This is a genomic window from Microcystis sp. Msp_OC_L_20101000_S702, assembly GCF_007095705.1.
Taxonomy (GTDB): domain Bacteria; phylum Cyanobacteriota; class Cyanobacteriia; order Cyanobacteriales; family Microcystaceae; genus Microcystis; species Microcystis ichthyoblabe_A.
On the sequence record NZ_SFBO01000048.1, the window covers coordinates 86446 to 108277 of the forward strand.

At 43.2% G+C, this 21832-nt stretch carries 22 protein-coding genes and 2 pseudogenes; 10 read left to right on the top strand and 14 right to left on the bottom strand.

Annotated features, from left to right (window positions below; translation table 11 throughout):
- The first annotated feature begins 4 nt into the window (after nucleotides 1-4).
- Together EWV60_RS05495 and EWV60_RS05500 are read left to right on the top strand one after the other, a co-directional pair.
- Nucleotides 5-844 carry an SWIM zinc finger family protein gene (locus EWV60_RS05495; RefSeq protein ID WP_287231475.1) on the top strand — a complete coding sequence of 280 codons (840 nt, stop codon included), beginning with the start codon at nucleotides 5-7 and terminating at the stop codon, nucleotides 842-844.
- A gap of 151 nt (nucleotides 845-995) precedes the next feature.
- A complete protein-coding gene (locus EWV60_RS05500; protein WP_287231476.1) occupies nucleotides 996-3020 on the top strand; it encodes a potassium channel family protein in 2025 nt (674 codons plus the stop codon).
- A 50-nt stretch (nucleotides 3021-3070) separates the two neighbouring features.
- Here the strand turns inward: EWV60_RS05500 and EWV60_RS05505 are convergent, their stop codons facing one another.
- Nucleotides 3071-4843, bottom strand: a complete 1773-nt coding sequence (locus EWV60_RS05505) for a hypothetical protein (protein WP_287231478.1) — start codon at nucleotides 4841-4843, stop codon at nucleotides 3071-3073.
- Nucleotides 4844-5091: 248 nt separating this feature from the next.
- Here EWV60_RS05505 and groL point away from each other — a divergent pair, with 248 nt between their 5' ends.
- Both groL and EWV60_RS05515 read left to right on the top strand, forming a co-directional pair.
- Entirely contained in the window at nucleotides 5092-6765 is a 1674-nt protein-coding gene (groL, locus tag EWV60_RS05510) for a chaperonin GroEL (protein ID WP_002759846.1), read from the top strand.
- A 190-nt stretch (nucleotides 6766-6955) separates the two neighbouring features.
- Entirely contained in the window at nucleotides 6956-8845 is a 1890-nt protein-coding gene (locus EWV60_RS05515) for an ABC-F family ATP-binding cassette domain-containing protein (protein ID WP_044033889.1), read from the top strand.
- Nucleotides 8846-8874: 29 nt separating this feature from the next.
- Here EWV60_RS05515 and EWV60_RS05520 read toward each other — a convergent pair whose 3' ends face one another.
- Nucleotides 8875-9342: a hypothetical protein gene (locus EWV60_RS05520; RefSeq protein WP_287231481.1), complete on the bottom strand. Its 468-nt coding sequence runs from the start codon at nucleotides 9340-9342 to the stop codon at nucleotides 8875-8877.
- Between the two features lie 15 nt (nucleotides 9343-9357).
- Here EWV60_RS05520 and EWV60_RS23130 point away from each other — a divergent pair.
- Nucleotides 9358-9426: pseudogene (locus tag EWV60_RS23130) on the top strand (type II toxin-antitoxin system VapB family antitoxin); the annotation flags it as partial.
- 264 nt (nucleotides 9427-9690) lie between these two features.
- Here the strand turns inward: EWV60_RS23130 and EWV60_RS05525 are convergent.
- Nucleotides 9691-10290, bottom strand: coding sequence for a sulfite oxidase-like oxidoreductase (locus EWV60_RS05525; protein ID WP_002737593.1), 600 nt, complete (start codon nucleotides 10288-10290; stop codon nucleotides 9691-9693).
- Between the two features lie 88 nt (nucleotides 10291-10378).
- Nucleotides 10379-10561 carry a 50S ribosomal protein L32 gene (gene rpmF, locus EWV60_RS05530; RefSeq protein ID WP_002742494.1) on the bottom strand — a complete coding sequence of 61 codons (183 nt, stop codon included), beginning with the start codon at nucleotides 10559-10561 and terminating at the stop codon, nucleotides 10379-10381.
- Between the two features lie 189 nt (nucleotides 10562-10750).
- On the opposite strand from rpmF, the gene acsF reads away from it, so the two are divergent.
- Entirely contained in the window at nucleotides 10751-11809 is a 1059-nt protein-coding gene (acsF, locus tag EWV60_RS05535; RefSeq protein WP_287231482.1) for a magnesium-protoporphyrin IX monomethyl ester (oxidative) cyclase, read from the top strand.
- Nucleotides 11810-12124: 315 nt separating this feature from the next.
- Entirely contained in the window at nucleotides 12125-12745 is a 621-nt protein-coding gene (locus tag EWV60_RS05540) for a metalloprotease (protein WP_016515092.1), read from the top strand.
- Between the two features lie 51 nt (nucleotides 12746-12796).
- Here the strand turns inward: EWV60_RS05540 and EWV60_RS05545 are convergent, their stop codons facing one another.
- The 9 genes from EWV60_RS05545 to EWV60_RS05585 form a co-directional block, all read right to left on the bottom strand.
- Nucleotides 12797-12967 carry a CAB/ELIP/HLIP family chlorophyll-binding protein gene (locus tag EWV60_RS05545; protein ID WP_002742489.1) on the bottom strand — a complete coding sequence of 57 codons (171 nt, stop codon included), beginning with the start codon at nucleotides 12965-12967 and terminating at the stop codon, nucleotides 12797-12799.
- An 88-nt stretch (nucleotides 12968-13055) separates the two neighbouring features.
- Complete coding sequence (locus tag EWV60_RS05550; protein WP_002776167.1) at nucleotides 13056-13784, bottom strand: Bax inhibitor-1/YccA family protein; 729 nt, start codon at nucleotides 13782-13784, stop codon at nucleotides 13056-13058.
- A gap of 410 nt (nucleotides 13785-14194) precedes the next feature.
- Nucleotides 14195-15175, bottom strand: coding sequence for a chlorophyll synthase ChlG (chlG, locus tag EWV60_RS05555; protein WP_287231484.1), 981 nt, complete (start codon nucleotides 15173-15175; stop codon nucleotides 14195-14197).
- Nucleotides 15176-15181: 6 nt separating this feature from the next.
- A complete protein-coding gene (locus EWV60_RS05560; RefSeq protein ID WP_016515090.1) occupies nucleotides 15182-16258 on the bottom strand; it encodes a Get3/ArsA fold putative tail anchor-mediating ATPase NosAFP in 1077 nt (358 codons plus the stop codon).
- 22 nt (nucleotides 16259-16280) lie between these two features.
- Nucleotides 16281-16472 (bottom strand): cytochrome b6f subunit PetP, encoded by a 192-nt coding sequence (petP, locus tag EWV60_RS05565; RefSeq protein ID WP_002742483.1) that lies wholly within the window; start codon nucleotides 16470-16472, stop codon nucleotides 16281-16283.
- 200 nt (nucleotides 16473-16672) lie between these two features.
- Nucleotides 16673-17005 carry a hypothetical protein gene (locus EWV60_RS05570; protein ID WP_002733222.1) on the bottom strand — a complete coding sequence of 111 codons (333 nt, stop codon included), beginning with the start codon at nucleotides 17003-17005 and terminating at the stop codon, nucleotides 16673-16675.
- Nucleotides 17006-17113: 108 nt separating this feature from the next.
- A complete protein-coding gene (locus EWV60_RS05575) occupies nucleotides 17114-18010 on the bottom strand; it encodes an ABC transporter permease (protein WP_004158754.1) in 897 nt (298 codons plus the stop codon).
- 226 nt (nucleotides 18011-18236) lie between these two features.
- Nucleotides 18237-18869 carry a DUF305 domain-containing protein gene (locus tag EWV60_RS05580; RefSeq protein WP_353734380.1) on the bottom strand — a complete coding sequence of 211 codons (633 nt, stop codon included), beginning with the start codon at nucleotides 18867-18869 and terminating at the stop codon, nucleotides 18237-18239.
- 345 nt (nucleotides 18870-19214) lie between these two features.
- Entirely contained in the window at nucleotides 19215-19382 is a 168-nt protein-coding gene (locus EWV60_RS05585) for a hypothetical protein (protein WP_154663928.1), read from the bottom strand.
- A gap of 185 nt (nucleotides 19383-19567) precedes the next feature.
- Between EWV60_RS05585 and EWV60_RS05590 the strand changes: the two genes are divergently transcribed.
- From EWV60_RS05590 to EWV60_RS05600, 3 genes and pseudogenes are all read left to right on the top strand, one after another.
- Entirely contained in the window at nucleotides 19568-20278 is a 711-nt protein-coding gene (locus EWV60_RS05590; RefSeq protein WP_223210881.1) for a PEP-CTERM sorting domain-containing protein, read from the top strand.
- 116 nt (nucleotides 20279-20394) lie between these two features.
- A complete protein-coding gene (locus EWV60_RS05595) occupies nucleotides 20395-20604 on the top strand; it encodes a hypothetical protein (protein WP_287231492.1) in 210 nt (69 codons plus the stop codon).
- A 189-nt stretch (nucleotides 20605-20793) separates the two neighbouring features.
- A pseudogene (locus EWV60_RS05600) lies at nucleotides 20794-21075 on the top strand (DUF2887 domain-containing protein); the annotation flags it as partial.
- Nucleotides 21076-21099: 24 nt separating this feature from the next.
- On the opposite strand, the gene EWV60_RS05605 reads toward EWV60_RS05600, so the two are convergent.
- A protein-coding gene (locus tag EWV60_RS05605) for an IS1 family transposase (RefSeq protein ID WP_128575271.1) occupies nucleotides 21100-21794 on the bottom strand; the annotation gives its coding sequence in 2 pieces (ribosomal slippage) (nucleotides 21100-21452 and nucleotides 21452-21794; 696 coding nt in all).
- Between the last annotated feature and the right edge of the window lie 38 nt (nucleotides 21795-21832).

The following is a 21832-nucleotide window of genomic DNA, read 5'->3' on the forward strand; positions in this document are numbered from 1 at the left end:
ACCTATGAATAAATTTAGTAAAACTTGGTGGGGACAACGCTTTATAGAAGCATTAGAGGAATTTACCGACTCAGCGCGTTTGAGTCGAGGACGTTCCTACGCTAAAAATGATAAAGTCAAGAATTACGAAATTGACGGTAATTTAATTACTGCTCAGGTGCGAGGTTCCATTAATCCCTACTTTGGGGTTTACAAAGAACCTTTGTATAAGGTGAGTATCGAGATTAAACCAATTACTAAAGCAGAGTGGTCACAAGCTTTATACAATCTTGGTTCAAGAGCGAGTATGATCTCTAAACTGCTGCTGAAAGAAGTTCCCGATAATATTGATGAAGCATTTAGCGATCTGAATCTGCACTTATTACCCCACAGTCAAAAGGATTTTATCACCAATTGTTCCTGTCCCGATTGGGAAAATCCCTGTAAACATATTGCTGGAGTTTATTACCTCGTTGCTTCCCAATTAGATCAGGATCCTTTCCTCTTATTTGAATTACGGGGTATCTCTCGTCAAAAATTACTGCAAGAATTAGCAAAAACTCCCCTCGGTAAGCTGCTTTCCTCCTCCATCCAAGAGGAAAAAATTCCTCTTAACCCCGTTATCTCCTATCACACTAAACCCGAAACCATACCAGCAGCAGAAACAATTGATCTCAAAGAATTTTGGCACTCTCATCACCGTTTACCAGAAAATCCTCAGTTAGTTAAATCCGCAACTATTCCCGCAATTGTTATTAAAAAAGCTGGTGATTATCCTGCATTTTGGGATAAGGATACCTCCTTTATCGAAGTAATGGAAGAAATGTATCAACGGGTACGCAATAAAAATGCTGGTATGTTATAATTAGGTAGTTGTTTAAAATTGTCTAATACCCCCCTTAGTTAAAAAAAAATTAAGGGTAGATTAAGGGGAGATCAGCACCCCCCTTATCAAGGGGGGCAGGGGGGATCAGAAGTTTGAAAAATCCTTCTATTTTTTAAGACAAGCAGAATCTATGAACCAAGAATCTCTCAGCTTTGTCGATGGGAATGTCAAGTTAGCCGATCGCTTTTTAGTTTGTGGATTGGGTAGTCTCGGACAACACTGCGTCAAGTCTTTAAAAGAGTTTGGGGTTAGCGTCGTCGGTATCGAACTAATACAGCCTCCCAGTTGGGAAATTAATGATTTTCCCGATTTATTAGAGGAAATAATTATCGGTGATTGTCGTCAAAAAAACATTTTAGCAAGAGCGGGAATCGATCGCTGTCGGGCTGCTTTAATTGTCACCAGTGATGAGCGAATTAATGCCACTACTGCCCTAATTATTCGGCAATTAAATCCCCTTACCCGCTTAGTGGTGCGTTCTTCTAAAGATAATCTCAATCAGCTACTCAAGGAACGTTTAGGCAATTTTATCGCCTATGAACCCACCCAACTACCCGCCAATGCCTTTGCTTTAGCCACATTAGGCACAGAAACCCTCGGTTTTTTGCATCTCGACGGTCAGAAATTGCGGATTATCCAGAGACAAATTAGCCCCGAAGATGGTTTACTCGATCGCTTTTTAGGTGATTTAAATACTCCCACCCGTCGTCTGTTAGCACACACAGCCCCCGATGAACCTTTAAGGGCCGGATTTTATCAATGGTCTCCCACCACCACTATCGGGGCTGGTGATACCATTACCACCATCGAAACTACCTATCAAAACATCGATGCTGTCCGCCAGAAACCGTTAAATTCTCCCCAGAAGTTGCGGGATTTTTGGCAGAAATTCCTCAAAGAAATCCAACAATTCTGGCAATTGAGTTTTCAGCAGCAAATTCATCGGGTGGCTTTCCTGTCAGTATTTATCATTATCCTCCTAGTAATTATCGGGACTTTTCTTTTCCATCTCTATGCCCCGAGAGCTTCCTTTATTTCCTCTCTTTCAGGAACAGCGATCCTTTTATTAGGTGGTTACGGCGATGTTTTCGGTGGCTCTAACCCCGAAGATTTAAATGCGGTTCCCTGGTGGATGCAGCTATTTAGTCTCTTTTTAACCTTAGCTGGAACCGCTTTTATCGGGGTTCTCTATGCCATTTTGACAGAAACTTTATTATCATCAAGATTTCAATTTATCCCTAACCGTCCCCCAGTTCCCCAACAGAATCATATCGTTATTGTGGGCTTAGGTCGAGTCGGCAAAGAAGTGGCTAATTTATTACTAGAAATGCAACAGGCAATCGTTGGGGTCAGCTTAAATAGGGATTTTGATGCGACTATCCTGCCAAAAATGCCCCTGATGACGGGAAATATCGAAGAATCTTTAAAAAATGTCAATTTAGATAGGGCTAAAAGTATAGCGATCGTTACCGATGACGAAATCCTCAATTTAGAAGTGGCCCTAACCACCCGCAAACTCAACCCCCAAAGCTACTTAGTCATCCGCACCACCGACGACAACCTTAGTCAACAATTAAGTCAAATTCTGCCCCGATCTCACATTTTAGGAACCAACACCGTAGCGGCAGAAGCCTTTACGGGAGCGGCTTTCGGAGAAAATATTATCTATCTGTTCCGTTGGGCGCAAAAAACGATTCTGGTGACAGAATACGAGATCGAAGCCGGGGATACTCTCAATGGTAGCTCGATCGGGGATATTGCCTACGGTTATCGAGTCGTGCCGATCCTACACCAACGAGAACGGCAAGCCCCGAAATTAATGCCCGAAGATTATCTCAATTTACGCATCGGCGATCGCATTGTGGTGCTGGCCACCATCAACGGACTGCGACGGGTGGAACAGGGTCGTCGCACTCCCAAAACTTGGCGCGTGCGGGTGGAAAAAGCCTTTAACCGCAATATTGCCGCGGAAGCACCCACCGTGATCAGTCGTTTTTCTAATTGTCCCCTGAAAACCGCCAGCGATCTCATGGAAAATTTGCCAGCGACTCTCGGCGCCCCCCTCTACGAACAGCAGGCGATTCGATTAGTTTCCGAGTTAAAAAAAATTCAAGTTCAAGCATTGGCCATTCCGATTAACCCGAAATCGGGGTAAATGGGAGTTATACTTTTTTTGTCAAACTAGAAGGCTCTCTTGGTCTTTTTTTATGCAGTTAAAGTGACCGTAGCCTTGGCAGTTTGTCCAGAATCAGAAGTGGCAGTAATAGTAATTTTATCCCCAGCATTTCCTTGTGGGGGTGCAGTGTAGGTAAATTTGGCATCAGTGGTATTTTTATCAATTTTACCGCTTTCTGGCGGTGAGATTGTGATGGTGTAGTTACCAACGGGATTAATGCTAAATTCCTGGATTCCATTTAATGCTAAAGCTGCGCTAGACGGAGCGATCAAAATCGTTGGAGGTAGTCCCTGTCCAGTGGAACTAGCCTCTACAGTTACTTTTTTCTCTACTTGATTAATTAAATCGGGAATAAGACGTTCGCTAAATCCAGCCACAAAAGCCATTGTCAAAAGTCCATATAAATAGGTGTCATTCCCCTTATTTCCATTGTCAGTCCGAATTTGTAAGGGAGAAATGCTAGAGTTAAGAATTAGCAGAATAAAGAAAGCGAAACTTCCCCCTAAAATGGGTTTGGTTAAACCAATTGACAATGGCAAAAAGTCATCGTCATATTTTTGATTTTTGGGATTATCAAAGTCTTGCAAACGAGTTAGAAGACTAACTGCTCCCCCTAAAGTCCCTGTCATCAATATCAATATCAAGAGTCTAAAATTTCCATCTTTGTCCTCAGTATTTTGGTTACTAGAATTTGAGATTGGAGGTAAGGGCATAAGCAAATCCTTCACTGGAGGGGAGTTCATAATACCCCAATTCAAAGGGAGAGCTAACACTAATCCAATTAAAACTTTTGTAGGTATTTTGATAGAATGGAAAAGATTATCTCTGAAGTCGGCTAGACCATTCCAAAAACCCATCTGGGTTTTTCTTAATCCTGTTTCGGCAGCATAGCGTAATTTTTGTGCCAAAATAATATTAGGTTGACCTGTTAAAGATTTAATCGCAATTTCTCCAGCATCTACCACCGACTTTACTTGCATGATATCCCAAGCTTTGGAACTGTTGATGAGTTCCACCTGCGCTATCCCTAGTATTATAATTAATTTGGCTAATTCTCCCTGTACTTCCCGGTCTAATTCTGGAGGGAATCCCGCTACTTGTTCTTTAGTTTTTCCCAGCAAAGTATCAATTCTTTGATTTAGTTTAATCACCTCATCTCTAGCTTTAATTTCATTGATTAAATCGTCTAAAGTTTGAAATAAAACACTTGCTTCTTGTAGTTGTGCAAAATTATCTTTAAATTCCTTGACTAACTTTTCAAAGGGTTCATCTACTTCAGGAATTGAACTATATTTGTCTAAGTTATCCTTCAGTTCAGCAATCAAAGACTCATTTTTCTGTTGTAATTCCACAGTCGTGGAAAATTTAACCAAAGTATCTTTAATTTTTGTTTGCCAAGCAGTTAGTTTTTGCTCAAGTTCTGGCAAGTTTGCATCGTTAGCATTAGCATCGAATAGAGTCGTAATTGTTGTAACTAAACTATCAGTTTCTTGGCTTAAAGTATCAAGAGGAGTTTCTGAAATTTTACCCGTAGATAAAAGGTTGATTGTCTCCACAAGCTGATCTATATGAGCTATTATTTGTTTTTCTAATTCTTCTCTGCTAGGTAAAGGGTCTGAAAAAGTTAATTCACCTAGTTTTTGAATAAGTTCATCTCTTAAATTATTAGTCTCTTGAGTGATTGTTTTGGCTTCTGTTTGGTAACTAGCAAGGGTAGCTGATTTATCCTGACCAAATTTATTTTGGGTTTCCAGAATAAATTGATTAATTTTTTGTTCGATAGCAGGATTTAGATTAATCATGATTGTCTTCTCCTAAAAAAAAGGCGAAAATGGGCTAAAATTCGATTATCTCCCCGATGCTACGATAGTTATCATTGATTTTCTGCAATTATTCATAAATCTTGATAAATTTTTATTTTTTTAACTCAATTCAGTCTGCCGTAGGGACATAACACCCTGATCCCCTCAATAACCGCACACTGGGATTAGCACTCAAGCCCTAAGAGTGCTAAATTAACTATAAGGAGTCCTATTACAACAGCGATACCATGTCCAAAATCATTGCCTTTAAAGATGAATCCCGTCGCGCCCTAGAAAGAGGTGTCAACGCCTTGGCCGATGCGGTAAAAATCACCCTCGGTCCGAAAGGACGCAATGTCTTGTTAGAAAAGAAATACGGCGCCCCCCAGATCGTTAATGACGGCATCACCGTCGCCAAAGAAATCGAATTGTCCGATCCCCTCGAAAACACCGGGGCGAGATTAATTCAGGAAGTAGCGGCAAAAACCAAAGATTTAGCGGGAGATGGCACCACTACCGCCACCATCATCGCCCAGGCTTTAATTAAAGAAGGTCTGAAAAACGTTACCGCCGGGGCCAATCCCGTCGCCTTAAGACGCGGACTAGACAAAACCATCGCCTATCTGGTGGAAGAAATCGCCGCCGTCGCTAAACCGATCGCTGGAGATGCGATCGCTCAAGTGGCCACCGTTTCTTCCGGCAACGACGAAGAAGTGGGACAAATGATCGCCACCGCCATGGAAAAAGTCACCACCGATGGCGTAATCACCGTGGAAGAATCGAAATCCTTAACCACCGAATTAGAAGTAGTGGAAGGGATGCAGATCGATCGCGGTTATATCTCTCCCTATTTCATCACCGATCAAGAAAGACAGATCGTCGAGTACGACAACCCCCTGATCCTGATTACGGATAAAAAAATCAGTGCGATCGCTGAATTAGTCCCCGTCCTCGAAGCCGTTGCCCGTCAAGGTCGTCCCCTATTAATTATCGCCGAAGATGTGGACGGCGAAGCCTTAGCCACTCTAGTGGTCAACAAGGCCCGGGGAGTCTTAAATGTCGTCGCCATCAAGGCCCCCAGTTTTGGGGAACGTCGCAAGGCGGTTTTACAAGATATCGCCATCCTCACCGGCGGTCGTCTGATTTCCGAAGAAGTGGGCTTAAGTCTTGACACCGTTAGCCTCGATCTGCTAGGGCAAGCGGCAAAAATCACCCTAGAAAAAGACAATACAATTATTGTCGCCTCCGGGGACAGCCGCAATAAGGCCGATGTGCAGAAACGTCTCGCCCAACTGAAAAAACAGTTAGAAGAAACCGATTCCGAATTCGATAAGGAAAAATTACAGGAACGCATCGCTAAATTAGCCGGCGGTGTGGCCGTGATTAAGGTCGGGGCGGCCACAGAAACCGAACTCAAGGATCGCAAACTCCGCATCGAAGATGCCCTCAATGCCACCAAAGCCGCCGTGGAAGAAGGTATCGTCCCGGGCGGTGGTACAACCTTGATTCATCTGGCTTCTAAGGTGAAGGCTTTCAAAGCTTCTTTGACTAACGATGAGGAAAAAGTCGCCGCCGATATCGTCGCCAAAGCCCTAGAAGCACCCCTGCGTCAGTTAGCTAATAACGCCGGTGTGGAAGGGGATGTGATCGTGGAAGGTGTGCGCGAAACCGCTTTTAGCGTCGGTTACAATGTCCTCACCGGCAAGTACGAAGACTTAATCGCCGCCGGAATTATCGATCCGGCTAAAGTGGTACGGTCAGCCGTTCAAAACGCCGCTTCTATCGCCGGTATGGTTCTAACGACCGAAGCCCTCGTGGTCGAAAAACCCGTTAAAGAAGCCGCAGCCCCCGATATGGGCGGCATGGGTGGCATGGGCGGCATGGGTGGCATGGGCGGCATGGGCGGCATGGGCATGATGTAATTCCTGATGCCGTCTGGCCCTTGAAAATAATCTCATGCAATTGAGCCAATCTGTCCCTTTTCTCGTTATCGTCGGCATTAGGGGCAGGTTTTTTTTCCTCGGGAAAAACTTTTTCAGCAGAACCTGCTTAATCTATCCTTTGCATTAGTCCAGACACTACACTAGAAAAGAAGGATTATTCCCAGAAATCATGACACTGCTGACGGTTCGATCGCTCAAAAAAGACTTCGGTATCAAGGAAATTCTCAAAGATGCCAGTTTTAGCCTCGATGATCGCGATAAAGTCGGCCTGATCGGTACGAATGGATCGGGAAAATCGACCCTATTGAAAATGATCGCCGGATTAGAATCGATCGATGGTGGCGAAATTCAAATCAATTCGGGGATGAAAATCGTCTATTTACCCCAGCAACCCGATCTAGACAATGATAAAACGGTTTTAGAGCAGGTTTTCGCCGATAGTGGCGAGAGCATGACTTTAATTAAGGAATACGAGGAATTGTCCGATCGCCTTGTCCATGAGCCAGAAAATCTGGATACTATTATGGAACGTTTGTCAAGGGTTTCGCAACAAATTGATAAACTTGCCGCCTGGGATTTAGAAACCAATGCTAAAGTTATTTTAAGTAAACTGGGTATCGATAATTTTAATGCTCGCGTGGGAGATTTATCGGGGGGATATCGCAAAAGAATCGCCATCGCTACCGCACTTTTAGCCGATCCTGACTGTTTATTGATGGATGAACCCACAAACCATTTAGACGCACTTTCCGTGGAGTGGTTACAGAGTTATTTGTCCCGTTTTCGGGGAGGATTATTATTAATTACTCACGATCGCTATTTTCTCGATCGAGTGACTAATCGCATCATTGAAATCGATCGGGGAGACTTATCTACTTATTCCGGTAATTATGCCTATTATCTAGAAAAAAAAGCCTTAGCGGAAGAATCGATCGCCAGTAGTCAACGCAAACACGCGGGAGTTTTACGACGGGAATTAGAATGGTTATCCCGGGGACCAAAAGCACGCAGTACCAAACAAAAAGCGCGGATTGATCGCATTCAGGCAATGGGTAATAAGGAATTTAAACAGGTGGAGGGAAAAGTCGATATTGCCACCGCAGGAAGACGCATCGGCAAAAAAGTTATTGAAGTAGAAAAAATCTCGAAAGCTTACGGAGATCGCACTTTAATTAAAGATTTTACCTATATTTTTACCCCCGAAGATCGCATCGGTATTATTGGCAGTAACGGGGTAGGAAAATCTACTCTCATGGATATTATTACCGGGAAAACTCTCCCCGATTCAGGCACAGTTGACATCGGTTCCACTATTCATATTGGTTACTTCGATCAACAATCCGATGATCTCAATATCAACGAAAATCAAAGAGTAATCGAATATCTGAAAAGTGTGGCCGAATTAGTCAAAACCCTAGACGGCAGCGTCATCACCGCTTCCCAGATGTTAGAAAAATTTCTCTTTCCTCCCGATCAACAGTATGCACCAATTTATAAACTTTCTGGAGGGGAAAGAAGACGCTTATTTTTACTACGAGTTTTGATGAGTGCGCCTAATGTTTTAATCTTAGATGAACCCACCAATGATCTCGATGTGCAGACTTTAGCAATTTTAGAAGAATATTTAGAGGACTTTAACGGTTGTGTGATTGTTGTTTCCCATGATCGCTATTTTCTCGATCGAGTAGTTGATACTATTTTTTCCTTTGAAACCGGGGGTAATATCCGTCAATATCCGGGTAATTATTCCCTTTATCTCGATCAGAAAAAAGAGGAGGAGGAACCAAAAGAAAAAAAAGTCACCCCAAAAACTGTTAAAGCTTCTCCCTCACCCGTCAATAAAAAAATCTCTTTTAAAGAGAAAAAAGAATACGAAGACATCGAAAAACAAATACCAATTTTAGAAGCAAAAAAAGCCGAAATTGAACAGGTACTTTATGGAGAACCCCTAGAAGATTTTACCAAAATAACCGCTCTGACCGAAGAATTAGCTCAATTGAGTCAAAAAATTGATAATTTAACTGATCGCTGGTTAGAATTAGCGGAAAAATTAGGCTAGGATAATCCCTATTTTCCCGATCAATTTAGTCAAAACTGAGTGATAATTTCTGGTGAATCATCCTCATCCATGACCAGATCTACCGACTCCACCCGCAAGAGTGCCAAATTATCGTTAACCACCCCTTGAAGATAGATTTCCCCCATCCCTTCACCCCCAAGATCGATCGAGCCGAAAACTTGACCAGTTTTGGTATTAAAATTAAACTGAAAATAATTAGCTGAGGAAATTCCCTCGCTGACATTATCGTATTTAGCGATCTCTTGACCACTGTTATCATAAAAAGATACCTGAAAATCTTCTAAGACTCGCATTTTTCCCGAACCTTTTTCCGAAAAGATAGTCGGGGCCGTTTTTTCATCATAACTAAAAGAACCTTTAGCTGTATAACCCTGATTTCCCGACCATTGAAAATCGATCGTCACCGCTAAAACTCCTTGGCTATTCATGTTAGCAACTAAAAGCCAAGCTAGTAAAGTCAATATCATCTTTTTCATTAGTCGGTTATTTGGCTCTCTTATTCTTTGTGTGATAAGTTTAACTTATATAGTAGCGATCGGTCTTTGTGTCCTTTGTGTCTGGAGTGGTTCATTACACTCACTGCCCCAATACTGTATCTTAGAATACATTTTACCCACCAAACCTAAGAGAGCCATTATTTCAGTTATCAGTGATCAATGACTACAACCAGTCTTCGGGGGAATTTTTATAAGGGACTCTTTCTATCCCTATAAACCTTAAGAAAACTTCAATTACATGGGTACAAGAAAAGGAAACACAAATGCTCTTTTGTGGGGGGGGTAACTTCCTTTTGCTGATATTACCCGATTTTAAGACAAAAATCGTCAAAAACCGCCATAACGTTCCTCCAACCAGGGATCACCTCGTCGATGGTAGCCATTAAGTTCCCAGAAACCCAATTGCTCTCGATCGAGAAATTCTAGGCCATTAATCCATTTAGAACTTTTCCAAGCGTAGAGATGGGGGACAACTAAACGCAGCGGACCCCCGTGGTCGGGGGGTAAAGGTTGACCAAACAGTTGAAAAGCGAAAAAATTATCCTCGTGCAGGAATTCCTCTAGGGTGAGGTTAGTCGTATAACCCCCATAACAGTGTTGCATGACGTGGGTAGCCTCCGGCAACAGGTCAATTAAGGTGATAAAATCCGATACCTTAATTCCCGTCCAAGTCACATCTAATTTTGACCAACGGGTGACACAGTGAAAATCCTTAGTAAATTCCCACTGCGGAAGGGCCATAAAATCCGACCAGTTAAAAATTTTAGTCGTGGCCACCTTTCCCCAAACCTTGAATAACCATTCCTCGGTCTTGATTTGGGGAGTATCTCCGTAGGTAAGCACAGGAAAACCACTAGCGAGATATTGGCCCGGAGGAACTCGGTCTTGATCGGGAGATTCTGGTTTTTTAAAAAATTTGCCTAACATTAGTTGAGACTCACAACGAAAACCCTAAACAAATCTTAAAATACTAGGGAGCGAAAAGGTTTTCTCCACCTCACTCCCCATCATCAAGTTATTCCTCGTCTTCCCCTTCTTCTTCCTCTTTAGTGGGATAGACAAAGCTGTTAGAACGACCAGAAAGAACAGATTTACCCAAAGATAAGGCTTTTTGCGCTTCCCGAGCCGCTTGCTTTCTCCAGTGCGCTCTCCGTTGGTCGCGCTTGGCATTTGAGGTTTTCTTCTTGGGACAAGCCATAGTATTTTAACGATAGTTATAGACTCACAACCTTTCTATTCTACTCCCTATTTCCCTAATCGGCTCGCCAACTTGTCTGATTCCCTTGCTCACTACTGCCCAAAATATTGATAAAACTTAATAATTATCATTGGCTTACCTATTTATGTTTAAAATCCTATATAGCTATGTAGTCAAGTAATTTCCATCATGGTCACTACCGTCGAACCTCCCTCCCAGAAAAAAGCTGCTCTGCGCGAAACTATCCTCACCCCGCGTTTCTATACCACCGATTTTGAGGCTGCCGCTAATTTTGACCTTTCTTTGCAAGAAACCGAAATCAAAGCGATGTTAGAGGAGATGCGGACCGATTACAACCGGCATCACTTTGAACGTCAGCAAGGATTTGAGAATTATCAAGACAATCTCGATGAAAAAACGAGAAATGCTTTTATAGATTACCTAGAACGCTCCTGTATCTCCGAATTTTCTGGCTTTTTGTTATTTAAGGAACTGTCACGACAACTAAAAAGCCGTAATCCCTTGTTAGGAGAGATATTTCATCTTATGGCTAGAGATGAGGCGCGTCATGCAGGATTTCTCAATAAAGCCATGGCTGACTTTAATATTTCCCTCGATCTAGCCAAAATTACCAAAACCCGCACCTACACCTTTTTCCCCCTTGAATGGGTTTTATATACGGTCTATCTCTCCGAAAAAATCGGTTATTGGCGTTATATCCTCATTTATCGTCATTTACAAGAACATCCCCAGTATAAATTTAATCCTCTCTTTAATTACTTCGAGAGTTGGTGTCAGGACGAAAATCGCCACGGAGATATCTTTAAAACCTTACTGCGCGCTAAACCACAATTGTGGAATAATTGGCGATCGAGATTATGGAGTCGTTTTTTTCTGCTTTCCGTCTTTGCTACCCACAGTTTAACTGTACGCGAACGCTCAGACTTTTATGATGCTTTGGGAATGGATGCGATCGCTTTTGATCAAGAGGTAATTCGTCAGACTAATAATACCTCTGCTCGCGCTTTTCCCACCATTTTAAATGTGGACCATCCCCAATTTTTCCCCCGTTTAAACCGTTGTGCCGAACGTAATTTACAATTAAAAGCGATCGATGAAAGTAGCGCTCCTCAATGGCTAAAAACAGTCCGTAAGTTACCCTTACAGCTAGGTATCGTCGGAGATCTGTTGCGATTGTATCTAATTAAACCCATAGATGCAGAGGCCACCAGAGAAATGGTACTTTAATCAGTTATCAGTTATCAGTTCACAGCAAAAAACTCCCCAATTTCCAATTCATAATTCATAATTCCCACACCCTACACCCTACACCCCACACCCTACACCCCACCCCCACGAAAAACTTTTTCAGCAGACCCTAAGTGGTCGTGCCAAATTAATTTCCTCAGCCTTGACGAGAAATTCTGTAAACTTCGATCAAAAGCTGCGTAAATTCTGTATTTTCTCTGGAAGTCTTAGATATAGCTTTTAGAATTGTGATCATAGCACTAGGCTAATTCAGATTAATTAAACTTCCCCCTCACTCCCGACTTTGTTAGTATCATGAAACCTAACTCTGGCCGTAAACGGTTATTATCCCTGATATCTGCTGTTTCCTGTAGTTCCCTCTTGATTTTATCCCCTCTAGCCCAGAGAGCGCAAGCAGACGATATTACGGATGCCTTAGAAGCGGTAATTGAATATACGGCTCAATTACACCAGATCAATTTTAAGTATTTATTAAGTGATGGCCCGATAACCACTCCCTGCGGTGTAATTTCCCTAGCGGCTTTCTGCACTGTAGATAATACAGTTTACGTCAATCTCCAGCAAGTCACTCGCATTAGTGATAATCCCCTATTTCCCCTTTACGCCGTCGCTCACGAGGCTGCTCACGCTGTTCAGTGGAATCGGGGTATCGGTGGCATCGATGAAGGTGGAATGAGCATCGGCATTGAATTACAGGCCGATTGTCTAGCGGGAGATACCCTTTCCTGGTTATTTACCGAAGCAAGAGGTTTATCCAAACAGGATTATATAATAGCAGGAAAACTTCTAGCGGAAGCGGCCTCGGAAGTGGGCGATTTTGAAGCTCCCAATAACTCCCACGGCACACCACAACAGCGAGGTGATTCGGTCTTACAAGGATTCTACGGGGAAAATCATCAAGCCTGTATGCGTTAACTAACACTCAAGGCTCTATTTCCCCTAGAATGCCTAAAAAAGCCTAAAAAACTACTGTAACCCTAACCAAGATAACAGACCTTGGCCAGTGAGATACTCGATCAACAGAGTGATCACAAAACCAATCATAGCGGCTCTACCGTTGAGGCGCTCGGCATAGTCATTAAAGCCAAATTTGGGGTCTTCTAATTTGGGAGTTTGAGTCGGTTGTGGTTCAGTCATGATCTTTACAGGCCGTTTACATTTCTTTACTATTCTAGCGGAGTTAGAAGTTAGGTTGTAACTAATTTCTAACTCCTCCCTATTTGCCCTAATCTCGACCGTTAAGAGCGATTAAAAGGCGCAGAATAAAGATAAATAGGTTGATATAGGTCAAATACATCGATAAAGCAGCGCTGAGATACTGTTCATCTCTGTAGGTACGGGGCAAGATGTAAAAGTCCACCACTGCCGAGCCAGCAAACAAGAAAACCCCGATGCCAGAAATAGCGATTTCTAACCAGGTGGGAGTACCGCCACCAAAGATAGAGAAAATTAGCTGACCAATGAGAACAATAAAAAGAGCGAGAATACCGATGCTAACGGTTTGAGTCAGCGCCAAACCATCTTTTTCCGACAGATTCGAGCCGATATTGCGTCCCAACACAAAAGCGAGGCCGCAACCGAGGGCAGCAATTGCCACTCCTCGCAAACCAACACCGGAAGTACCTAGGGCCACATAGACGATTCCACTGAGAGTATAGCCAGAAAGAAGACTATAGAGAGTCAGCAGGGGCAGAGCAGTGCTTTTATTGCCGCTTTCCGCACTACTACGCGCGACAAAAAATAAAATAATCTCGGCAACCAGGGCGACAAAGAAAGTCGGGAAGAAAATCTGGGGATAGGATTGGATCACACCTAAACCGCCATAGGTTCCCACCGCAGTTAAAATTAGACCACCACCGAGATAGGGCAGGGCCTTGGGGATAACATTGGGGCCGATAAGTGCTTGGCTTTTAGCCTCGCGTAAAGCTTGGCGAAAATTACTGGTATTACTCATGGTGATAGGGTGCGAGATACTTGTCTCAATCAATCTTGTTAAACAGGAACTATTCTTGATTAGTTCGTCAAGAATGGCGAATCGGAGGGAAGAAAAAAAGGTAAATTTTTCCCCCGGCATCGATTCCCTCTTAATTGTAACGAAAAGACTAGGGATCGAGCTAAGTAGGTAGGTATTAAAAATTGTCAGATACCCCCCTTATCAAGGGGGCGGGGGGGATCGACACCCCCCTTATCAAGGGGGGATCCCCCCGCCTATCGGCACCCCCCTTATCAAGGGGGGCAGGGGGGATCGAACCGAAAATCTATTTTCACCCCTCTTGACGGATCAAGTTACCGTAAACAGAAACCCAATTCAAGGCGATTATGTCCCATAAACTGGATATTTCCAGTTTTTATTAATTACAATCTTCAGAGTATCCCCTGACCTAAAGCCAAACCTGTCACCAACATTCCTAACACTAGGAAAGGCTGGGCGCTGGCTTGATATTTGACATCATTTTTGAGCGGATCCCGCAGAAAATACATATCTTGGAAAGTGATCTGAGGGATAATTAATAACAGTAAAATAGCGGCATAAAGATTCTGATGAATACTAATCAGATAGCCCGCAATTCCCGCTTGAAAAACATCGATCATAATCACACAAATCCAAGCTGCAGTGGTAATTCCAAACATAACTGGCAAGGATTTTAAGCCTAATTTTTCGTCACCTTCCACACTTTTAAAGTCGTTGACCACAGCAATGCCTAACCCCGCTAGACTATAAATGAGGGTTAAGATCATAATTGTCCAATTTAACTGACCAAAAAGGGCGTGACCTGCCCACCAAGGTAATGCTATATAACTAGCACCGAGGGCATAATTTCCTAGCCAACCATTTTGTTTTAATTTTAAAGGCGGTGCTGAATAAATATAGGCGATAAAAGAACCAAATAGGGTTAAACAGAGCATGATTGGGAAATCATGACCAGCCCAGCGATCGAGAAGATAAGATATTCCTAACCCAGCCGCTAATAAAACCAAAATCTGGCCGACTACTTGCGGAATAGAAATCACCCCCGAAGGAATCGGACGGTAGGGTTCATTAATTGCATCGATTTCTCGATCGTAAAAATCATTTAAAGTTTGGGTATAACCAGTCATCAATGGACCGGAAAGTAACATACAGGTGGCCGCTTTTAAGACATCTTCTAAAGACCAAGTATAATTACCCGATGAAGCTGCCCCACAGACAACCCCCCAAATTAGGGGAATCCAAGTGATCGGCTTCATCAATTGTAAGCGGATTTTCCAGAGGGAGGTTTCTGCCGATGAGGCCCCTTTCATGCCCAATAATTGGCGAGTTTTTGCGCCTCGATTATCCTTGTTTTCTATCTCGCTGTTCGACATAATCCCTTAAAAAGAAATAATTAAGTAACCTTCTTGGAATTTTGCCCCTTTTACCGATCTTCCGGTCAGAGGCGGTGGTACATCAATATTACGCCGTTGATCCCCGGCTTCGATGGTTAATTCTGGGCCCGATTGCGTCAGTTTTACCTGTTTTTTCTCGAATCCGGGTAAATAAACCTTGACCTGACCGGCTGCCGTATCGATTATTAACGGTTTGGGCGGCTGCACCGTGAGAAAATTGGGTAACTCGGCGATTAACTCCTGCCAATCTTCTCCTTGACGGTCGGGTAAAATCGCCGCCGGCAGCGGGGCAAAATCCTCCGTAGCACTCTGACAGCGATTAAAAATCACTCCCCCCACATTTAAACCGATTTGCTGTGCCGCACCCCAAAGATATTTGGCCTCTGCGATCGCAATTGGATCGTCATTGGTGACTAGATAGGCTAAAACTCGCCGAGGATCGGCTAAAGCGGAACGTCCCTCGTCTAGAATGTTATTATCGACCTTCTTCCCTAAACCGTCGGGATTAAAGGAGAAATTCAGCACGGCGGCGGCGATTGGTTGGAAAAAGGGAGAAAGGGTGCGACCAATCTCAGAATCGCTGAAAACCTGGCGAAAACGCCGTGAATACCAGCTGCCCACCTCTGGAATCGCCAACATTCGCAGACTGTTGATATCTCCGCTGCCGTCGTAGATGATGACATCGTAATTTCCGCTTTTATCCTGTTCCCGCAGGAAATTTAAGGCTAGAGCTTGGTCCATTCCGGGTAAAACGCCCAACTCTTGACCATAAACATTTTTCAAGGTGGGAGAACGCAAATACTGCTTTTCCAATTCCTTGACTTCTTCCCAACTTTTTTCTAGTAAATGTGTACTACTAAGCTGCACAACCGAGAGATTGGGGGCAATTTCCGTAATGGAGGAGCTAGGGGAGGCCTTGAGGAGTAATCCCCAAGCAGGGCTAGGATCCTGACCGATCAAGAGAACTTTTGACCCCAGACCAGCCATTTTCTTTGCCGAAGCGATCGCTATTGTACTGCAACCGCTGCCCCCCTTGCCCAAAAAGGTCAAAATTAAGGACATAATTAGTTCCTAAGCGTTATATTTAGATGAGTTTGAGTTCATCTTCAAAAAACCAAGTAGCGGTTTTATCATCGAACTGGACAACAGCACCAACACCGCTGCCATCGGTCATCTTAAAATTTTTGATGACACCCACTTTACCCAATTTACCCGCTACGTCCGAGTTAACGCGGTCTCTTAAGCGACAGACCTTGACTTTTTGCCCGATTTCCATTACTTCCACAGTTTTAATAAGACGATAATTCAATAAACCAATCCTAAGTTTAATATAAATTCGTGTAAGATAAACCCCCCAATGCTCTTCAGTTATCGGTCTTTCTCAGATCATCTGCACTTAGCGATCATATATACTAAGCAATAGGACAAAATCAACCTCCTGGTTAGGATGGGCAAAAGGCAAATCAAAAAGGGGTTTTATTTGGTTTCTGGGGTAGAATTTTGCAGATTTTCCAGTTGTTCTCTTTGCTTGCGTTTAAACTCCTCGGCCGCTTGGTTGATGTTATTGCGAGTATCTTCCTGAAATTCCGATCCGTCCCGGCTACGGCGAAAATTACTATTATGAATCAAGTCTAAAGGATCAAAACCACCGAGAGCATCCCTGCCATCGGAACTACGTTCATTTTTTTGATAATCCGGCTGACTGGGGTTCAAGCTTTGAGCTAACACTTGCGGATTAAAATCAGCCCCGACTAATAGAATGGTAGCTAGAAATAAAGACGATTTGATTAACATTTTTTGAGTGTTCATAATCTAACTAACTCCTCAGAAAATTATCTTGTTTTTGGTGGTGAGAAAGTTACAAGCTTATCAGTGAACAGTAAACTGATAACTGATAACTGATAACTGATAACTGATTTAAGCAAAACGACGACGAAGTAAGGGCTGAATTGCTAAAAGGATTAGCAGATCAAAAGCTAAGAGTAGGGCTAAAACTGTCAAGAAATTGAGGTCAAGCCAAGGGGTTTGTAAGACTATGCTATCAAAAGACCAGTGCTGATTGAAATAAATATAACGGATCGGTTCGATCGCATAGGTAAGAGGGTTGAGACTAGCGATTACTTGTAACCAATCTGCCATAAAGTTTAAGGGAGCGAGGGCGGTACTGGCAAATAAAAGCGGTAAATTGGTGACGAAAATGACGGCGATTAATTCGATATGTCCGGGTAGGGCAAAGGTTAAACTGAGACTTAAGGCAGTCATCCCCAAAACTATTAGGAAAACAATCAAAGCGATCGCACCTAATCCAGCTAAACTGGGTAATCCGGCCCCTAAAAAGGCACTAGCGGCCACGATCGAGGCGGTTTGGATGAAACTGAGGGCGATAATATAGATGGTAGAAGCGGCCACGATCGAGTAACGAGTGGTTAAAGGTGCTACCAAGAGACGGTTAAGAAAGCCAAATTCTCGATCGAACATTACCGGCAAACCGGCATTTAAGGCCCCGGAAAAAGCGGTAAAGACAATCACTCCGGGGGCGAGAAATTTAGCATAACTGAGATCGTTGCCGAATAGTCCCTGGGGGGCATTATAAAATAAAGCTCCAAATAAAATCAGCCACATAAAGGGCTGAATTACCCCCGCGATTAGGGTTGAAGGACGACGTTTTAATTGGATGAACAGACGTTTAGTCATGGCCAGAGTTTCTTGCAGAAATTCCCCTAGCACATTTCCCCCATCGTCCACCGTTGCTGCTCTAGTCGTATTGGGGGCTAAACTAGCTTTTAAGGAAGAAGGTGTGATCGTTTGGCTCATGAAATATTTACCTCGAAAGGGAAGGGTTTAGGTAGAGATTTTGGGATTGTCACTCTCAATCCCCAGCAAGCTAACGGTTTTATTTTAAAGTGAACAGAAGGATATAGCAGTTATCTTTATTTTGAGGCGATAAGTCTCTGGTTTTAGGGGACACCAGAACTTCTGTATCAGTTAAGCGTACTTGCATTAGGGAACGCACCCGACAAAATCGCGATCGCAATACCAGCTAATGATGCATCCCACCCATTGGATTGCGATCACCAAACCAAGCCATCAACCAAGTTTGCATCTGCTGAATTTCCCGGCGCTGGCTAGTGGCAATGTTCTCAGCAAAAGGCCGGACAGCCTGATGCTTCACCAGATTATGATTCAGGAGCATTTGCGACATCATCACGGCTCCCATATGATGTTTAATCATATCTTGTAAAAAAGTTTGATCTAGGGCATCGCCCTGAAGTTGACTCAGATCGCGCATCATGGGAACGTAGGAGACGCTAATATTCCTTCCGGGATACCACTCGTTGAGCCAGTTTTTCATCTGAGCAATTTCAGCAGTTTGCACTTGAATGATCTTTTGAGCAAACTGCCTCATCTCAGGACGACTAGTGCGTGTCAGAATAACCTGGGCGGTATCGATTGCCTCCTGATGGTGAGGAATCATTTGGGCAAGATAGTTAAACTCGCTACTGACCTGCATATGATCCATCATACCCATGCCGTTGGGAGAAAATTGAGCAGAGGCGGAATCTGGAGAATTTCCAGATGGACGTGTCATAAGTAAAGTTGAGGTTGCAGCCAACCCAAGAGAGGCAACCGCCCCCAGTACAATAATGGCTTTATTTTTCATGGGAGAAACCATTTACAAACCTCACTACAGTATAGCACCTGCCCAAAAGTAACCGGAACTATCTTGACCAAGAAATTGGCAGTCTAACGGCTGAACTCACCCGCCGTCGTTAACTTCCGATAAGGCTCAGACAGTACCTGATGAGCCTTTCTTTGTCAACTCTTGAGGTCTTGAGGTCTTGAGGTGGGAGCATCTCATTTATGCAAGTGAATAATTATACTTATCTCTAAAACTGTTTTCCAGCAAGGCTTTCAAAATAGCTTGACATAAAAACCTGATTTAGGGGTTACAAAGGTGAGATGCTCCCTCTTGAGGTTGATGCGTTTCATTTTTGAATTGGCGTTCTATAAAGGTAGATCAGACAGTGATGCAATTCAGACTTGAATTAGCCTTGCTTTTTTGTAATTCGGCAATCTGATAATCAATAATGCTTTGGGCAAATTTTTCTTGATCTTTGATGGAGTTTAAAATCTTTTTAAGGCGTTTTTCTGTTTCAGGCTGAACAGATAGATGAAAATCTAACATAAACTGTCTCATTACCACAAATCAAGCGGGATTTCATTCTAGCAAGCGTCAGCCCTGGGGGAGAAGAATGTAAATATTTATTAAATTGTAGCTTTTAATACAATGTGGGGGGGAAGTGTGTAATCTACCTTTGACCATTCGCTTGTCATTGTTTTGGGTTGCCCGATCGCTTAACCCAAATCTAAATGTCGCAAGCACTCAAATCATCTACCATTAACCCTTTTCTTTTCATGAAAATAAAACAACTCGGCATTGTCTCTGGAGTTGCCCTGGCGACTCTGGTAACGGCTAGTGCAGCACAAGCTGCAAGCGTGACTGTCAATAATTTTTCCTTCGAGACACCATCAACCCCTAATTTTTCACCAGTTATTACCGGTTGGACTGTGAGTAGTGGCAATGCGGGGGTTCAGCCATTCAATGCGACCCAATTTCCAAGCGGAGTACCCGACGGTTCGCAGGCGGGTCTTATTGCTTTCAATGGTGGATCGATCTATCAAGACGTAGCCGCCACTTATCAAGCCGGAACTCGATACACGCTCAATTTATTCGCGGGTATTCGTCTAGATGAACCGGGCAACTTGACCTTGCCGAACAGTACAATTTCGCTTCGCCGGAGTGATAATAATACCGTTTTGTCAAGTTTTACATTCAATCAGAGTTCCTTTTCGTCAAGAGGTGTGTTCTTATCGTTCAACACTTCTTATCTGGCGGGGATTGCCGATCAGGGTGCGGGAATTCGCATCTCTATTGACCGTCCGAATAATGGGGGGACACAATTAGTTTTCGATAACGTTACACTTGATGCGACTCCTGTTCCCGAACCCTCTAGCCTTCTTGGTCTTATCACCCTGGGCGGCTTAATGCTAGGGAGTGCTGTCCGCAAAGGCAGAAAATAATGACCCAAGGGAGAAGAGGTGCAGGTTTTCTCTCTCTTTTTTTGGGGGAGGTTTTTCGATGGGTAGCATCTCAGTCGTGAATTATGCTAGGATTCGCCCTAGAATGATCAAAAATCATGACTACACAAGCAACAGTAATCCAAGGCACGGCCAGGGAAATTAGGGAAGCACTGGCGCTTATACCGGATGATGAAATTGTCCGCCTTATGGTGGGTTGTCCCAGCTTATCTATTATTGCCAGAAAATTACAGCACGAGGCCGCAACTCTTGGCATGACAGCTGCGGAACACGACGCACTCATGGCATCGTTAAAAGATGATTTGTGATACGGGTTGTTGTTGATACCAATATTCTTGTCAGTTTCGCCATCCGTCCGAACGAAAATTTTGAGCAAATGTTCGATTTTTTGGCGAGACAGGGCATTACCTTGATTTCCGATGATACAGTTTCCTCTCTCTTTTTTTGGGGGTTTTATGGGAAGATCGGGAAAGAGCTATGGTGCAATCCCGATCATAATGAAACGAGACTCGATATTCTACCGGCTTTTTCAACAATCCCCCTCCCTTCTCTTCGATTTACTGGAAAACCCGCCAGATAATGCCACCGAATACCGCTTTGACTCCGTAGCCGTCAAAGAACCCAAATTTGAGATCGATGGCGTATTCCTGCCACCCGATAATGATAGTAGCGGGGTGATCTATTTTTGCGAAGTGCAATTTCAAAAAGATGAACGACTCTATGAAAGGGTATTTGGTGAATCATTTTTGTATTTTTATCGTCAGCGAGAACGATTTGCCGGCGTTGCTGAATTAAGCTATGAATCAGTAAGGAATAGGCACTTCTTGAAACTTCAGATAATGAATTAATAAACGAATAGAGTATCCTAACATTTCTGTAGACTTAGAATAGCAGAGTGTTTTGCGATGCAATCGGGCTAGATAATGTCTTAAACGTGTGTTCTCACCCTCTACTCTGGTCATATAAGTCTTACTAATTATATGGTCGCCCTCTGCTATAAAACATGGATAAACTGACCATCCATCACTCACATAAAAATAGCATCCCCAAGACTTAACTAATTCCCATAATGGGCGAAACGTTTCGCTACTATGATCTCCGATTACCCAACCTAAAATTCCTTTTTTAAAGTGGTCAACGGCTGTCCACACCCAGATTTTGTTTTTTTTGAGCCAACAAAGGTTTCCAATTCATCCAGTTCCCCTACTTCAGGAATTGTTTCTGGGTCATAGGCGACTGGCAATAATTCTCCCACAGATTTTACCCAATTAATTACGGTCGTATGATGAACTCCCTTTAGCCTTTCTATTCCTCTAAATCCCATCCCATTAACATAGGCAGTTAGGCATTCTCGCTTCGTTTTTTCGTCATAGCCTTTCTGTTTTTCATAGTTATCAATAAATTGACGGCCACAGGTTACACAAATATGATTTTGTTTACCTTGTTTATTGATGCCATTTTTACGGATATGGGTAGATTTACATTCAGGGCATTGCATTTTGATTTCCTCCATTCATATCTCTATTATGCAACGCC